Origin of the sequence: Brevibacterium sp. 91QC2O2, assembly GCF_024580695.1 — a bacterium.
In the GTDB taxonomy this organism is placed as follows: domain Bacteria; phylum Actinomycetota; class Actinomycetes; order Actinomycetales; family Brevibacteriaceae; genus Brevibacterium; species Brevibacterium moorei.
In genome coordinates this window covers 133964-148603 of record NZ_JANIJY010000002.1, presented here as the reverse complement: position 1 = coordinate 148603, position 14640 = coordinate 133964, and the positions used below count along the sequence as shown (strand labels likewise).

Genomic DNA, 14640 nt, shown 5'->3' with positions numbered 1-14640 from the left:
AGATCGGGGTGGATTGCGGCGGTGTGGCTCATACCTGGACATGCACCCGCACGCTAGACCGCGCCGGACTCAGCGCCCAGGTGGGCCACCGCCTCGGCGAAGGCTCGCAGGCCCAACGCCACGTCTGGGGCGGAGACGTCCTCGGCGGGGGCATGGCTGATCCCGTCTGGATTGCGCAGGAACAGCATGGCCACATCCGTCAGCTCACCGATCTTCATGCCGTCGTGGCCGGCCGGGCTGAACAGCTGGGGCGGTCCGTCCACATCGACGAAATCGTTGACGGTCGAGCGGATTCCCTCCCGGATTATGTCTTGGAAGCCCGGCGTGCACTCCAGTGCTGCGGCTGTGTAGAACTCGCGGGCGCTCCAGCGCAGCCCACGCCTGCCGCAGATGGCGTCGAACTCCCGCTGCAGTAGTTCCCACGTGTGGTCCCCCGTGAGCCGTCGAATTCGCCGCGGAGGTCCAGGCTGAACGTGGCCTGGCCCGGCACCACATTGGCCGCCCCCGGCGCCAGCTGGATCTGTCCCACGGTGCCGATGAGGTGGTGCCCGGTGGAGCAGATCCGCTCCACCGCCAGGGCCGCCTCGGCCGCACCCAGCAGGGCGTCGTGTCTGGCGTCGTACGGCGTGCCGCCGGCGTGCTGGGCCTGCCCGTCGATGGTGATCTCGAAACGCTGGCCCGAGGCGATCGAGGATACGACCGCCAGTGGTTCGCCGCGCCGGTCCAGGTACGGACCCTGTTCGATATGGGCTTCGAGGTAGCCGACCAGCCCATCGGCGGGGTGCGCGGCCCTGCTGATCTCTGTGGGGTCCAGGCCGAAGTCCAGATAGGCCTGCCGTAGGCTCACGCCCTGTTCGTCCGTGGCGTCGAGCCAGGACTCCTCGAAGATGCCTGCCACGGCCGAGGAACCCATCATGGCGCGCCCGAACCGGGTGCCTTCCTCGTCGTTGAAGGCCGCGACCTCGATGGCGAAGGGGAAGGGGGAGACCATGCGCCCGCCGTCTCGTTCGGCCAGCAGGGCGACTGTTTCGATGGCCATGAGGACTCCGATGATGCCGTCGTAGCGCCCGGCGTCCTTGACCGAGTCCAGGTGAGAGCCCAGCATCAGGGCGGGGGCCTCGGGGTCGCGGGCAGGCAGCCGACCCAGCTGGTTGCCCGCGGCGTCCTGCCAGGTGGTCATCCCGACCTGGCGCATCCAGTCTGCGGCCAGGGCGTTGACCCTGGCGTGCTCGGGGGACAGGTAGACGCGGGTGATCGATCCCGGGGTTGAGGTGACCAGGGCCAGTTGATCGCAGCGTTCCATAATGCGTGTGGCGGCCCGGGCCAGGGCTTCGGCGGCGAGGTCGAGCCGTCCCGTCTGCGGGAAGGTGCGGGCGAAATCCTGTTCGCTCATGCGGTGTCTCCTGTGTCACTTTCCGGGTCCCTGTGAGTGTAGCCGACGGAAGGGCTAATCCCGGCGCGGATCCGCACTGCCGGGGTGCGAAAGAGGGACGTGTGGCCAGTGCTCGGCGGGAATGTTCTTCGGTTCGGATTTGTCTTAGAACATGTACTCACAAGGCACGAAGCAGATTGAAAGGTCTGAGAACATCATGGCTGAAAACAAGGTTGCACTCGTCACCGGCGCAGGCCAGGGCATTGGCCGCGGCATCGCACTGAAGCTGGCCGCCGACGGCTTCGACATCGCCGTCGCCGACCTCCCCTTCCAGGAGGAGAAGGGCCGCGCTGTCGTCAAGGAAATCGAGGATCTGGGCCGTAAGGCGATCTGGGTCGCCGCCGATGTCTCGAAGCGCGATCAGGTCTTCGCCGCAGTCGACGCGGCCGCCGAACAGCTGGGCAGCTTCGATGTCATCGCGAACAACGCCGGCATCGCCCAGGTCAAGCCGATCGACGACATCACGACCGAGGACCTGGAGAAGATCTTCAACATCAACGTCTTCTCCGTCATCTACGGCATCCAGGCGGCATCTGCGAAGTTCAAGGAACTGGGCAAGGAGAAGGGCAAGATCATCTCGGCCTCCTCGATCGCCGGCATCAAGGGCTTCCCGATCCTGGGCGCCTACTCCGCCAGCAAGTTCGCCGTGCGCGGCATCACGCAGGTGGCCGCACAGGAGCTGGCCCCGCGCAACATCACCGTCAACGCCTGGGCCCCCGGCATCGTGGGCACCGGCATGTGGGACCTGATCGATGAGGAGATGGGCAAGCTCAACGGCAAGGCCAAGGGCGAGAACCTCAAGGACAACGTCGAGGGCATCGCCCTGGGTCGTATTGAGACCCCGGACGACGTCGCCGGCGTGGTGTCGTTCTTCGCCTCGGACAATGCGGACTACGTCACCGGCCAGACCCTGCTGGTCGACGGTGGCATGCTCTACAACTGAGTGATGCGTTCCGCCCGGGCCGCGATCGGTCCGGTAGCCGAATGAAGCAGGCGGTTGTGTGTGGTCTAAAACCACACACAACCGCCTGCTCGTCTTCTGGCCCGTTATGGGTGTCCGAGGCCGTTGAGGAACCTGCGGATCGGCTCGGTGTACTCATCGGGCCTCTCGACACTCATCAGGTGCCCGGCACCGGGCACGGTGACGAACTGTGCTCCCTCGGCCGCCCGCGCGACCCTGGCCCCCTCGGCCGGCGGGTTGAGTTCGTCGTCGGCTCCGCTGATGACCAGAACGGGCAGGTCCAGGTCCGCATAGACCCCGGAATTGTCGAATCCGGCCAGCGCGGCGTTGGCCAACTCGTACTGCTCCGGCGACAACTCCAACTCCGGATGTCCGGGGATATCGGTGAATTCCCGGACCCGCTGCAGCGCGGCGGCGGACGCACTGGGCGAATGCAGGAATCCGGCAAGCACCTCCCTGACCCGTTCGGGCTCGACCCCTGCGAAGTCCGCGGCGCGGCGCTGCATCAGGGCGACGGTTCCAGAGACTTTACCGTCGAGGCGGCTGACGGCTGCGATGAGGCCCACCGCCTCCGCGGCAGCGGATCCGGGACGGGTCGCCCGGGCGACCCCTGGGGCCACATAGGAGCCCATCGAGTAGCCGAGTACGGCGAACCGGGAGAGTTCGAAGGCGGCGACGACCGCCAGAGCATCGGCCACGTGATCGTCCAAGGTGTATGCGGCGGGGCGCGTGGAGCGGCCATGGCCCCGGAAGTCGAGGGCGATGACCGGCCGGTCCTGGCCGATCCGGGTGATCTCCGGCCACAGCTGAGCACTGCTGCCACCCACACCGTGTAGGGCCAACAGGGGGATGGCATGCGGATCGGCCGCCGCGCCCAGGTGATGTTCGACGTAGAGGTCGATTCCGTCGAGGTGCAGTATTCCGGTGTGCGTGACGATACCGGGATAGCGGTCGGCCGGGTGCAGGAATGGGGCAAGGCTGCTTGGAATACTCATGTATCGAGTCTAGGCAGGGGGAATGCGATGCAGGGGGAATGAGATCCGGGCCGGGGGCGTTTCATGAGTACGTGCAATCTGCAGGAGGTACATGTCATGACCAAGCAGCAGCCGATCGCCCGCGGCACCGAAGCCGATTTCGAAGCGACTCAGGACCTGACCCAGGAGGAAGCCGCACGCTATGGCGATGAAGCCATCGTCCAGTCTGACGGCACCCACCTGATCATCAACGAGCACTCCGTCTCGCACGACAATCCTGAGCGCGTCTCGGATTCCGGCGTTGACCAGTGGACTGATCCGAGGACTCAGAAGGGACCGGGACCCGCCGATCCCCAAGACGCCGACTGATGCAGTAAGTCCAGGCCAGATCGCGCCCGCCGACGTCGACCCGGAGACGGGGCCGGCGAACCACTCTCCGCTGGTGCAGTTCGACGACTCCTATCTGCCGGATCAGGCGGCGGCCCTGGCGACCCTGGCCTGGGAGCGGCTGAGCCGTTAGCCCAGTGCGGTTCCCGTCGTCGGCACCCCGGCGGAGGCGAACCAGCCGGAGGCGTCCTTGACGATGTGCCCGCCCTGGACCACCCCACGGACGTTCTCCGGCTTCGCCAGCGGGTCGATATCGGCCAGCGGGTCGAAGTCGACCACGATCAGGTCGGCCAGCTTGCCGGCCTCCACGGTGCCCAGATCGGCGTCGAGGCGCATGAGCTCCGCCGCGTTCTTCGTCCCGGCCACGATCGCCTGCATGGGGCTCAGACCCAGTTCGACCGCGTGCGCGGCCTCGCGCAGGTTCACACCGTGGGGGCAGATGCCGGCATCGGTGCCCAGGGCGACCTTGACGCCCGCGGCGAAGGCCGCGGCCACGCGCTCGCGTGCGATCGCCGACCACTTCACCTTCTTCTGGTACAGGTAGTCCGGCACCAGGGCGGGGTCCGGCACGCGCAGCGCGCTGGAGAGCGTCGGCACCAGGAAGGTGTCGTGCTCGAGCATCAGGGCGATGCCCTCGTCGTCGATGTCGTAGCCGTGCTCGACCGAGCGGACGCCGCCGCGGATGGCCTCCTTGATGCCCTCTGCGCCCTGTGCGTGGGCGGCCACCGGCTGTCCCGCGCGCTTGGCGGTCTCGTGGTTGATCAGGGCCACGTGTTCGGCCGGCACGCCCACGTCGTCCGGGGTGTCCGAGGGGCTGGAAACGCCGCCGGTGGTGCAGACCTTGATGACGTCGGCGCCTGTGCGCACCAGGGTCCGCACGGTCCGGCGGACGTCGTCGTCGGTGTCGATGATCGGGTCGATCGGGGACAGGTCCCCGGTCTGCGTTCCATTGGGCAGGTGGTGGTCCGAGTGCCCGCCGGTGGGTGACAGGGGTGTCAGCGCCAGGTGGAGGCGGGGGCCCTGGACCAGTCCGGCGGCGATCGCGGCGCGGAAGCCGGGGTCGATCCCGCCCAGGTCGCGGGCGGTGGTGACACCCGCCATGAGCGTCTTGCGGGCGTTGAGGGCCCCGCGGAAGACGCGTTCGGACATGAACCGGGCGGTGTCGGCCGCGCGGTCCTCGATCGACATGGCCAGGTGGACGTGGGCGTCGATGAAGCCGGGCATGATCGTCTTGCCGGCCAGGTCCACTACGGTGGCACCGGCCGACGCCGCGTCGCGGGACGGACCGGCGTAGACGATGCGGCCGTCGGCGATCTCGATTTCGGCATTGTCCAGCGGCGCGTCACCGGTGCCGTCGATCAGCCGGGCGCCTGTCAGCAGAAGATGGGTATCGCTGGCGGGCACCTGCGGGAGAAGTGCGGTTTGCATTGTCGCTCCTTTTATTCTTCGGGTGGTCTGTCTCACGCTACAGGCGTGCGCGAGTGGCTGCTGCGCAGAAGCAGCAGGATGAAGGGGCACACCCCGGTGGCCACCGCGCAGATGATCCACACGGTGACATAGCCCGTGGCCGAGGCCGCGTGGGCTTCGGGGATCACGAAGGCTGCGAGCACGCTGGCGAAGATTGCGCCGGCCACGGCGCCGCCCAGGGTCTTGACGGAATTGTAGATGCCGGTGGCGATACCGGTCTCGTCGGCCGGTGCGACCTCGGCCGTGGCAGCGGGCAGGCCGCCGAGCAGGAAGCCGCCGCCCAGGCCGGCCAGGGCCACCGAGACGATGACCACGGGGAAGGCTGCGTGGCCGAAGATGAGCAGCAGCTGGGCCACCGCGATCGCGCCGGTGCCAGTCATCAGCACGCCGCGCAGGGTGATCTTCTGGGCGATGAAGGCGTAGACGGCCGCGCCGACCGCGCCCAGCAGGGTGTTTAACCCGGTGAACAGCGAGATCTGGCCCGCGGTCAGGCCGAAGCCGTAGCCCGCGAGCTCCGGCTTGCCGGCCAGGAAGGTGGTGGTGATCGACTGGGTGCCGAAGAGCACGATGCCGAACAGGAACGAGGTCGCGTAGACCGGCCACAGCCGGTTCGAGAACAGGACCCGCAGGTTGATGGCGGGGGCGTCGGCGCGCAGTTCGAACCAGACGAAGCAGGCCATCAGGACCAGGGCCACGACGACGAGCACGACGCCCAGGCCGGGGGAGGCCTTGAGCATGTTGATGCCCCAGAGCAGGACCAGCATGAAGACGGCCAGCAGGATGAAGCCGGGCCAGTCGATCCGGGGATTGGCGCGGACCGTGGACTCGGGCACTAGGGTGAAGACGAAGACGGCGGAGATCGCGACGATGATGACGGGGATCGCCAGGCGGACCACCAGGGAGCCGATCAGGGCCGAGGCCGCGCCGGCGGCCAGGGAGCCGATCAGGGCGCCGATCGTCAGGGCCGAGATCAGCATGCCGATCGCCCTGCGCGCGGTCTCGCCGTGGATCTGATTGTGCACGATCGCCAATTCCAGGGGCAGCCAGACCGCCAGGGGTCCGCACAGCACCCGGCCGAACAGGACCAGGGGCAGGTTGGGCGCGAAGGCGACGAGTGCGGTGCCCACGAGGACGGCGAGGATTGCAATGCGCAGTATTCTGCGGTGTCCGAAGATGTCGCCGAGCTTGGCCAGGACGGGAACGCAGACGCCGGCGGCCAGGGATTGGACGGTGATGAACCAGGCGATGCTGGCATCGGTCGCGTTCAGGTGCTCCTTGATCTCATTGATCACCGGCAGGTAGAAGCCCTGGAGGAAGCCGGAGGAGAATTCCACGAATACCAGGAATCCGACGACTGCCAATACGCGTTTGCCGCTTCTGGAGTCCGTTGTCTGTGGGGTTTGTGCCCCTGCGTTTGTCACCTGTTGAGGGTCTTTCTCAGTGTCGGTCGGATGCCGTGGCGGCTGTGCGCCGCGGCGGTGTTGCGAGCAGGGCGGTGATGATCGCGCGATGCGATCGTCGGTGGGCGACTATGCCGTCTGCATGGTGTTCGGGTTTGACGGACACCCGGAACAGGGTCAGACCCGCGATCGTGTCGAGGATCAGGTCGGTGTCGGTGTCCGCCGGGAGTTCGCCGCGGGCGATGGCCCGCTGCAGGATCTCGAGTCCCAGGGCGTGCCTGGGCCGCATGTAGTGCTGGGCGATCAGTGGGGTGACCCCCGGATCGACCATGGCGTTGAACAGCCCCGGGTTCCGCCCTGCCCGCGCGAAGCCGTGCAGGTGGTGCCAGGCGTGATCCAGCAGGTCCTCGACGGTGGACCCGGTGTTGGGGACGCTGCCGAGGTCGATCCCGTCGAGCAGTGCGGCGGCCGTCAGTTCCTCCTTGCTGCCCCACCTGCGGTAGATCGCGTTCTTCGAACAGCCTGCCTCCCTGGCGATCTTCTCGATGCGCAGGCTCGCAAAGCCCTCGGCCTCGATGGCGTCGCGGGTGATCTGCAGGAGCCGGGCGGTGAGTTCCGCATCGCGCGGGCGTCCGTCTGTTGTGGCAGCGGTCATGATCACGGGTGTCATATATCACCCCGTTTATGCAACGGAGCGTTCCGTATCGAAAGGGGCGCACAGAGAAAGCAGCCACCCGGGTCCGTGCGGGGACCCGGATGGCTGCTGCTAGGACTGCTTCAGAAACCCAGGGCGGTCTCAGAAGGAGGTGATGATGCTGCGGGCCAGCTTGCCGGCCTTGAGCTCCTCGTAGACGTCGTTGATGTCGGACAGGGCGACCTCCTGGGAGATCAGATCATCCAGGTTGAAGCGACCGTCCTGGTAGTACTGGGCGTACATCGGGATGTCGTGCTTGATCTCCGACGACCCCATGTACACGCCCACCAGGGACTTCTGGCCCAGCACGAACTCGGCCATGGTGTTCACGGGCAGTTCATTGTCCGGTGAGGACATGCCGATGAAGTACACGCCACCGCCCTGCCCGGCCAGCTGCACGGCCAGGCGCTGGGTCACGGGCGCCCCCACGACCTCGAGCACATGGTCGGCACCCCCGCCGGTCAGGGCCTTGACCTGGTCGACCGCATCGGCATCGCCGGAGTTGACGAAGTGCGTGGCGCCGAACTTCTTGGCGACGTCCTCCTTGGCCGGCTGGATGTCGACGCCGATGATCTGCGAGGCGCCTGCCAGGCGGGCACCGTTGATCGCGTTGAGGCCCACACCGCCCAGGCCGACCACGGCGACGGTCTCGCCGGGCCGGACCCGCGCAGTATTGATCACGGTGCCGGCGCCGGTGAGCACGCCACAGCCCAGGACAGCGGCCTGCGGGAATGGGATCGCGTCGGGGATCTTGGCCAGCTGGTTCTCGTGTGCCAGGACCTGCTCGGCGAAGCCGCCGATGCCGAACATCTGGTTGACCGGCTTGCCGTCGATGCTCAGGCGCGGCTCTTCATCCGCGCCGCGCAGCAGAGCGGTGGGGCGGGTGCAGCGGTAGCCCTGGCCGGCACGGCACTTCCGGCAGTTGCCACAGGGGGCGATGAGTGAACCGACGACGTGGTCGCCGACCTTGAAGTCCTCGACATCGGGGCCGACCGCGGCGACGACGCCGGTGGCCTCATGGCCCAGGACCATCGGGAACGAGTAGCCGTAGCCGTGGTCGGCGACGTGCAGGTCGGAGTGGCACAGGCCAGAGGCCTTGACGTCCACCAGGACTTCGTGGCCGATTGGATTGGCGATCTCGACGTCGAGGATCTGGAACTTCTGACCGACTTCGGTCAGGACTGCTGCCTTCATGTAGTTTTCGCTTTCTGTTTTACAGGGGTGGATGAGAGTCCGGACCCTCAGGGGGCCGGGACGATGGAGACCGCGCCGTCGGAGGAGACCTCGGCACGATAGTCGGCGGGGATGTCGACGGGCTTGATATTGCAGAAGCCGCGGATGCCCTCGATGCCCAGTTCGATACCGTAACCGGAGTCCTTGACACCGCCGAAGGGGATGGCGGGGCCACCGGAGCCGATCGGCATGTTGATGCCCAGCTGGCCGGAGTCGACCTTGCAGGCGACCGCGAAGGCGTGTGCGGGATCGGTGCTCCACACGGAGCCGGACAGGCCGAAGGGCGAGTCATTGGCCAAGTCGATTGCCGCGGCCTCGTCGGGAACGCGGAAGAGCATGATGACGGGGCCGAAGATCTCCTCGTGGAACAGCGGGTTGTCCGCGGTGACGCCGGTCAGCAGGGTGAAGGGCACGAAGGCACCGGTGTCCGGGACGGCACCGCCGAGTTCGGTGGCGGTTGCGCCGGCCGCAACGGCCCGTGCGATCTGCTCCTTGACCGTGTCCGCCTGGGACTGCGAGGACATCGGGGCGAGAGTGGTCGTGGGATCCATGGGGTCGCCGGGGACGGTGTAGGCATCCGCCGTGGCGCGCAGAGTCGCTTCGAACTCATCGGCCACGGAGTCCAGGACGATCATGCGCTTGGGCGAGATGCAGATCTGACCGCCATTGAAGCAACGGCCGCCCACGCCGGCCTGGGCAGCGGCGGCCGGTTCTGCGTCGTCGAGCACGATGAAGGCGTCCTGGCCGCCGAGTTCCAGCACGGTCCGACGGGCCGCCTGCCCGGCACGGGCGGCAACGTGGCGCCCGGCGGTGTCGCTGCCGGTGAGCGTGACGGCGCGGATGCGGGGGTCGGCGATGATGCGGTCGGCCTGTTCGTGGGTGGCGTAGAGGTTCTGCCAGACCCCTTCCGGCAGGCCCGCCTCGTGGAACAGATCGACGATCGCCTGGGCGCACTGCGGGACGATCGAGGCGTGCTTGAGGAGCACGACATTGCCAGCGATGGCAGCCGGTGCGAAGCCGCGCACGGCCTGGTAGAAGGGGACGTTCCACGGTTCGATGGAGAACACGATGCCCTCGGCCGCGTAGGTCACGACGGCGCCGCCATTGCCCTGGGCGTTCTGTCCGCGGACATCGGGGCGCAGCGCCTCATCTGCGGTGTCCGCCAGCCAGTCGATGATCGCCGGCACGGTTTTCTTCGCCTCGGTGATGCCCTCGGCCAGCAGCTTGCCCATTTCCAGGGTGGCGAGCTTGCCCAGTTCATCCGCGCGGTCGCGCATCAGGTCCGCTGCGCGGTGGAAGATCGCCGCGCGTTCGGCCAGCGGGGTGTCACGCCAGGCCGGGAATGCCGCCTGGGCCCGGTCCAGAGCTGCATCGACTTCGGCGTCGGTGGCGGAGGGGAAGGTTTTGACGACTTCGTTTGTGAAGGGATTCGTTGATGCATAGGCCATGATGTGTGCCTGTCCTCCTAAAACAACATACGGAACGATCGATCAATGATCGTGCATTGGTTATGAGCTTACTCCCATTAGGGGATGTTTATCTGTCCGAATTTCTGTCTTATATGTCTCCGAGTCGTCACTTAGGATGGCGCGTATGAACCCAAGCGAACTGGCATCGGTGATGGAGCGGGTCGTGGCCGCAGGTCACCGTTACAACGCGGTGGCCACGGTGACCGGTGAGCGGGCGGAGCGCCTGGTGGCGGGGGCCGGCGGTCCGGAGGGTTCGGCTTTCGCGGGCCCGTTGGCGGGCGTGCCATTGGCGGTCAAGGACATTGTGGACGTGGCCGGATACCGCACCGGGGTGGGCAGTCGGGTGGAAGTGGGGCCAGATCCCGCCACGCGGACCGCACCGATCGTCGAGGCTCTGGAAGGGTTGGGCGCCGTCACCGTGGCGAAGGCCAACTGCCAGGAGTTCTCCTATAACATCGTCGGCGGCGAGTCGGCGAATGGTCGCTCGATCAATCCCCGGGGCGAGGACCTGGTGACCGGCGGATCCAGCAACGGTTCGGCGGTGCTGGTTGCGGCCGGCGCGGTGCCCCTGGCCGTCGGGACCGATACCGCTGGTTCGGTGCGGGCGCCCGCAGCCTGCTGCGGTGTCGTCGGGTTCAAGCCGACGCATGGGGCCCTGCCCGCGGCCGGGGTGTTCCCGCTGGCGCCCAGTTGCGACACGGTGGGACTGCTGGGCGCCGACGTCGAGATCGTCGCCCGGGCCTTCACGGGTTTGGTCGGTGGGGCCCGCGCCGGTGCTGATGCTGACGAGGTGGCTGTCGAGCCGCGCGTTGACGCCTCGGTGCTGGCGGCCGTTGAAGGCGTATCCATGGAAGCGTGGATGGACGACGATGAGCGGGCGCGGGCCTGGCAGGATGTCTTCGCCAAGGCAGCCGAACTCTACGAACCGATCCGCCGGCACGAGTCCTATTTGGTGACCCGCGAGTTGTTGTCGAAGCAGCGTGAGCGGATGCTGCCGCGGGTGGCCGAGCGCCTGGCCCGGGGAGCGGACATCGGCCAGGATGCCTACGATGCCGCCTGCGCCGAGGCCGCGGACCTGCGGGTGCGCGCGCTCGCGCTGCTGGACGGGGAGGGTTCGGCGGGGGCCGACTTCCTGCTCACCCCCGCCTTCACCTGCCAAGTTCCCACCTGGTTCGAGGCTGCGGCCGATCCTGACATCAGCGCCAGGATGATCGCCTATACGGTGCCATTCAACATTCTGGGCTGGCCTGCGATCATGGTGCCCCTGCGCGATGCTGCGGGCGGGTTGCTGACGGACGGTCGGGGTGGCCCGATGAGTGTGCAGATCGCCGCGCGCCCCGGGTGGGACCTGCAACTGCTGGAGTTCGCCGCGGGGCTGTAGTGCACATCCATTGAATATGCTGTACATCACATATATGCTGTCCGTGACACAGAACACTTTTCCATAGGTGTTCGCTGAGGCAGACACGGGTGAGGGCATGAACGAGGCAGTGGACGCAGACCTTGAACTGCTCGGTGCGCGCCTGAAGACCGCACGCTTGATGAGCGGGAAGTCCATGCGTGCCCTGGCCGCTGCCGTCGACATCAGTGTCAGCCATGTCAGTGCGATCGAGAGCGGTCGGTCGCATGCCTCGGTCTCGATCATCAGCCGCCTGTGTCAGGCCCTGGATATGACGATCGCGGACCTGTTCGCAGAGTCGGCGCCGCAGCTGGACCCCATCCGCGCGGCGGACCGCGAAGTCCTCCGAGCCGACGCCAGGATCGTCAAGAAGGCCCTGATCAAGGAGAAGGGGTCCGGCTTCGACGTGTACGAAGTGGATCTCAAACCGGGTGGAGCGACCGGCGGCGCGAATCGGCACCCCGGGTGCACCGAGGTCATCTATGTGATCGCCGGGCACGTCACCGTCAGGCTCGACCAGTCGACGGCGGTCCTCGACTCGGGGGACAGCATCACCTTCCCCTCCGAGGTCGAACACGAATTCTCCAACCGAAGCGATGAGGATGCCCGTCTGCACTGGACGGTCATCCGGCAGAAAGGCGGAAGACGATGAAGATGAGGCGCTGGGCGGCCATCGCCTGTGCGGCCCTGGCCATCGCCTCGGCCACGGCGTGCGCCCCCGTGAAGACGCAGACCACGGGTGCGATGAGGGAAGGAGCACCGATCCCCGCAGCGCAGAAGGTCCAGGCGGCTGCCGACAAGCTACCGGAGAAGTTCAAACAGGCGGGCAAACTGCGGATCGTCATGAGCGACGGCACCGCTCCCTTGAACGTACCGGATACCGCCACGGGCGAGGTCGAGGGGTTCAACCCGGACCTGGCCCGCCAGGTGGGCGCGGTGCTGGGCGTGAAAGTAGAGATCACCGGTGTGCCGATCGACCAGATCATTCCCGGAATCGAGGCCGGGCGCTACGACGCGGTGTTCTCCAACTTCAGCATCACCGATGCCCGTTTGAAGGTCCTGGACTTCGCCGAATACTACTTCTCCGCATCCGGGTTGGGAGTCCAGGCGGGCAATCCGCAGGGCATCGACCTGGACCATATGTGTGGGCGGAGGATCGGGGTGTCGAACGGTTCGTTCCAGATGACCGACACCCTGCCCGAGTACTCACAGTCGTGCGTGGACAAGGGCGAACCCAAGATCGACATCGCAGCCTTCCCCGATCAGCAGAAAGCGGCTCTGGCGCTGCTCAGCGGCCGGGTCGACGCCACCGTGACGGACGGTCCGGTACTGGCCTATGCGTCCTCCAAGGAACCGCGGATCGAACGCGCCGGCGAGGTCAAGGGCTCCAATGTGGGCGTCGGCGCGCCCAAGGGCGACGGGCTGATCGAAGCGCTGTCGGCTGCGCTGCAGGAACTGATCGACAACGGCACATATGAACGGATTCTCAAGTCGTACGGCATGGACCATTTGGCCGTGAAGGAAGCGAAGGTCGTGAAATGAGTTCTCCCACTCCCACCATTCCAGGGGCGGGCTCCCGCACCCCGAGCAGCACGATCCTGGCGCCGAAGAAGACGGGGACCCGGGTCTTCGGATACATCGTGCTGGTCCTGGTGATCGCGCTGGTCATCGTCATCGCGGTCAACCCCAACTTCAAATGGGGCACCGTCGGCTCCTTCATGTTCGACCCGAACATCCTGGTCGGCATCGTCAATACCCTGCTCCTGACCGTTTGCGCGATGGCCGCGGGCATCGTCCTGGGTGCGGTGCTGGCGCTGATGAAGCTGTCCAATGCCACTCAACTGCAGATTCTGGCCGAGGGTTACATCTGGATCTTCCGCGGAATACCCCTGCTGGTGCAGTTGCTGTTCTGGTTCAATATGGCTGCGCTCTTCCCCAAGATCGGCATCGGGATTCCCGGCACGGATGTATTCGTCGGATTCAACGCCAATGAGCTCATCAGTCCCTTCATGGCCGGTTTCCTCGCCCTGGCCCTGCACGAGGCCGCCTATATGGCCGAGATCATCCGGTCGGGCATCATGTCGATCGACAAGGGGCAGACCGAGGCGGCCGAGGCGGTGGCGATGCGACCCTCGCAGGTCATGTTCCGCATCATTCTGCCGCAGGCGATGCGCGTGATCATCCCGCCCACGGGGAACCAGGTCATCTCCATGCTCAAGACCACGTCGATTGTCAGTGTGATCGCTTTGAACGACCTGCTGTACTCCTCCCAGATCATCTACTCGACGAACTTCCAGGTCATTCCGCTGCTGCTCGTCGCGTCGATCTGGTACCTGATCATCGTGTCGCTCCTGACCCTGGTGCAGAACCGGATCGAACGGCACTTCAACCGCAGCACCCACGTCATCACCGGAAAGTAGGGACTCGCAATGGTCGACACAACAACCGCTACCGGCCCTGCGGTAGAACTCTCGCACGTGTCCAAGAGCTTCGGCGACAACGAGGTTCTCAAGGACATCACCTTCCAGGTGGGCGAAGGCCAGGTGGTGTGCCTGCTGGGTCCTTCCGGTTCGGGCAAATCGACGCTCCTGCGATGCATCAACAGGCTGGAGATCGTCTCCGGCGGCGACATCTTCGTCTTCGGCGAGCGGGTGGGCTATGTGGAGGAGGGCCCCGGCGTTCTGCGCATCGCCAAATCAGACGCCCTGGCCAGGAGCAGGCAGAACATCGGCATGGTCTTCCAGCGCTTCAACCTGTTCCCGCATATGACGGCGTTGGAGAATGTCATCGAGGCCCCCATCCACGTCAAGCGGATGCCCAGGGTCGAGGCGCTGGCCGAGGGGCGGAGACAACTCGAGCGGGTCGGCCTGGGGGATCGCGGCGATGCCTATCCGGCCCAGTTGTCCGGCGGTCAGCAACAGCGAGTGGCCATCGCCAGGGCTCTGGCGATGAAGCCCAGGGTCATGCTGTTCGACGAGCCGACATCCGCGCTGGACCCGGAACTGGTGGGCGAGGTGCTCACCGTGATGAAGCAGCTGGCAGCGGAGGGCATGACGATGATCGTCGTGACCCATCAGGTGCAGTTCGCCATGGACGTGGCCGATCGCGTGGTGTTCATGGACGGCGGGGTGATCGTCGAGGACGGCACACCGGCCGAGGTGATCACCGGAACCCGAAACGAACGTGCACAGACCTTCTTCGCCGAACTCCAGGGAGCGTGAGTC

At 66.4% G+C, this 14640-nt stretch carries 15 protein-coding genes; 7 read left to right on the top strand and 8 right to left on the bottom strand.

Annotation, left to right across the window (positions count from 1 at the left end):
- Nucleotides 1–53: 53 nt before the first annotated feature.
- Both NQ036_RS02760 and NQ036_RS02755 read right to left on the bottom strand, forming a co-directional pair.
- On the bottom strand, nucleotides 54–263 hold the full coding sequence (locus NQ036_RS02760) for a hypothetical protein (RefSeq protein ID WP_257057004.1): 210 nt from the start codon (nucleotides 261–263) through the stop codon (nucleotides 54–56).
- A 41-nt stretch (nucleotides 264–304) separates the two neighbouring features.
- Entirely contained in the window at nucleotides 305–1393 is a 1089-nt protein-coding gene (locus tag NQ036_RS02755) for a hydantoinase/carbamoylase family amidase (protein ID WP_257057002.1), read from the bottom strand.
- A gap of 196 nt (nucleotides 1394–1589) precedes the next feature.
- Between NQ036_RS02755 and NQ036_RS02750 the strand changes: the two genes are divergently transcribed.
- Nucleotides 1590–2375, top strand: coding sequence for an acetoin reductase (locus NQ036_RS02750; RefSeq protein ID WP_257048419.1), 786 nt, complete (start codon nucleotides 1590–1592; stop codon nucleotides 2373–2375).
- A gap of 104 nt (nucleotides 2376–2479) precedes the next feature.
- Here NQ036_RS02750 and NQ036_RS02745 read toward each other — a convergent pair whose 3' ends face one another.
- Nucleotides 2480–3388, bottom strand: coding sequence for an alpha/beta fold hydrolase (locus NQ036_RS02745; RefSeq protein WP_257048421.1), 909 nt, complete (start codon nucleotides 3386–3388; stop codon nucleotides 2480–2482).
- A 96-nt stretch (nucleotides 3389–3484) separates the two neighbouring features.
- Here NQ036_RS02745 and NQ036_RS02740 point away from each other — a divergent pair, with 96 nt between their 5' ends.
- The gene (locus tag NQ036_RS02740; protein ID WP_257048422.1) at nucleotides 3485–3736 is read left to right on the top strand and encodes a hypothetical protein; all 252 of its coding nucleotides are present in this window, start codon (nucleotides 3485–3487) and stop codon (nucleotides 3734–3736) included.
- A 147-nt stretch (nucleotides 3737–3883) separates the two neighbouring features.
- Here the strand turns inward: NQ036_RS02740 and NQ036_RS02735 are convergent, their stop codons facing one another.
- The 5 genes from NQ036_RS02735 to NQ036_RS02715 form a co-directional block, all read right to left on the bottom strand.
- Nucleotides 3884–5182, bottom strand: a complete 1299-nt coding sequence (locus tag NQ036_RS02735; protein WP_257048423.1) for an amidohydrolase family protein — start codon at nucleotides 5180–5182, stop codon at nucleotides 3884–3886.
- A gap of 32 nt (nucleotides 5183–5214) precedes the next feature.
- Nucleotides 5215–6642, bottom strand: coding sequence for an MFS transporter (locus tag NQ036_RS02730; protein ID WP_257057000.1), 1428 nt, complete (start codon nucleotides 6640–6642; stop codon nucleotides 5215–5217).
- Nucleotides 6643–6658: 16 nt separating this feature from the next.
- Complete coding sequence (locus NQ036_RS02725) at nucleotides 6659–7276, bottom strand: TetR/AcrR family transcriptional regulator (protein ID WP_257048425.1); 618 nt, start codon at nucleotides 7274–7276, stop codon at nucleotides 6659–6661.
- Nucleotides 7277–7417: 141 nt separating this feature from the next.
- The gene (locus NQ036_RS02720) at nucleotides 7418–8509 is read right to left on the bottom strand and encodes a Zn-dependent alcohol dehydrogenase (protein ID WP_257048426.1); all 1092 of its coding nucleotides are present in this window, start codon (nucleotides 8507–8509) and stop codon (nucleotides 7418–7420) included.
- Between the two features lie 47 nt (nucleotides 8510–8556).
- Entirely contained in the window at nucleotides 8557–9996 is a 1440-nt protein-coding gene (locus tag NQ036_RS02715) for an aldehyde dehydrogenase family protein (RefSeq protein ID WP_257056998.1), read from the bottom strand.
- Between the two features lie 145 nt (nucleotides 9997–10141).
- Here NQ036_RS02715 and NQ036_RS02710 point away from each other — a divergent pair, with 145 nt between their 5' ends.
- The 5 genes from NQ036_RS02710 to NQ036_RS02690 all read left to right on the top strand — a co-directional run bounded on the left by NQ036_RS02710 (nucleotide 10142) and on the right by NQ036_RS02690 (nucleotide 14637).
- Nucleotides 10142–11398, top strand: coding sequence for an amidase (locus tag NQ036_RS02710; RefSeq protein WP_257056997.1), 1257 nt, complete (start codon nucleotides 10142–10144; stop codon nucleotides 11396–11398).
- Between the two features lie 97 nt (nucleotides 11399–11495).
- Nucleotides 11496–12068, top strand: coding sequence for a helix-turn-helix domain-containing protein (locus tag NQ036_RS02705; RefSeq protein WP_257056996.1), 573 nt, complete (start codon nucleotides 11496–11498; stop codon nucleotides 12066–12068).
- Nucleotides 12065–12958 (top strand): ABC transporter substrate-binding protein, encoded by an 894-nt coding sequence (locus NQ036_RS02700; RefSeq protein ID WP_257056995.1) that lies wholly within the window; start codon nucleotides 12065–12067, stop codon nucleotides 12956–12958. The genes NQ036_RS02705 and NQ036_RS02700 overlap by 4 nt, the downstream gene beginning before the upstream one ends.
- Nucleotides 12955–13836, top strand: a complete 882-nt coding sequence (locus tag NQ036_RS02695; protein ID WP_257056994.1) for an amino acid ABC transporter permease — start codon at nucleotides 12955–12957, stop codon at nucleotides 13834–13836. The genes NQ036_RS02700 and NQ036_RS02695 overlap by 4 nt, the downstream gene beginning before the upstream one ends.
- 9 nt (nucleotides 13837–13845) lie before the next feature.
- On the top strand, nucleotides 13846–14637 hold the full coding sequence (locus NQ036_RS02690) for an amino acid ABC transporter ATP-binding protein (RefSeq protein WP_257056993.1): 792 nt from the start codon (nucleotides 13846–13848) through the stop codon (nucleotides 14635–14637).
- The last annotated feature ends 3 nt before the right edge of the window (nucleotides 14638–14640 follow it).

Coding starts and splice junctions, on each gene's coding strand:
- NQ036_RS02755 (WP_257057002.1), bottom strand. CDS start 1,393: ATGAGCGAACAGGATTTCGCCCGCACCTTCCCGCAGACGGGACGGCTC.
- NQ036_RS02750 (WP_257048419.1), top strand. CDS start 1,590: ATGGCTGAAAACAAGGTTGCACTCGTCACCGGCGCAGGCCAGGGCATT.
- NQ036_RS02745 (WP_257048421.1), bottom strand. CDS start 3,388: ATGAGTATTCCAAGCAGCCTTGCCCCATTCCTGCACCCGGCCGACCGC.
- NQ036_RS02740 (WP_257048422.1), top strand. CDS start 3,485: ATGACCAAGCAGCAGCCGATCGCCCGCGGCACCGAAGCCGATTTCGAA.
- NQ036_RS02735 (WP_257048423.1), bottom strand. CDS start 5,182: ATGCAAACCGCACTTCTCCCGCAGGTGCCCGCCAGCGATACCCATCTT.
- NQ036_RS02725 (WP_257048425.1), bottom strand. CDS start 7,276: ATGACCGCTGCCACAACAGACGGACGCCCGCGCGATGCGGAACTCACC.
- NQ036_RS02720 (WP_257048426.1), bottom strand. CDS start 8,509: ATGAAGGCAGCAGTCCTGACCGAAGTCGGTCAGAAGTTCCAGATCCTC.
- NQ036_RS02715 (WP_257056998.1), bottom strand. CDS start 9,996: ATGGCCTATGCATCAACGAATCCCTTCACAAACGAAGTCGTCAAAACC.
- NQ036_RS02710 (WP_257056997.1), top strand. CDS start 10,142: ATGAACCCAAGCGAACTGGCATCGGTGATGGAGCGGGTCGTGGCCGCA.
- NQ036_RS02705 (WP_257056996.1), top strand. CDS start 11,496: ATGAACGAGGCAGTGGACGCAGACCTTGAACTGCTCGGTGCGCGCCTG.
- NQ036_RS02700 (WP_257056995.1), top strand. CDS start 12,065: ATGAAGATGAGGCGCTGGGCGGCCATCGCCTGTGCGGCCCTGGCCATC.
- NQ036_RS02695 (WP_257056994.1), top strand. CDS start 12,955: ATGAGTTCTCCCACTCCCACCATTCCAGGGGCGGGCTCCCGCACCCCG.
- NQ036_RS02690 (WP_257056993.1), top strand. CDS start 13,846: ATGGTCGACACAACAACCGCTACCGGCCCTGCGGTAGAACTCTCGCAC.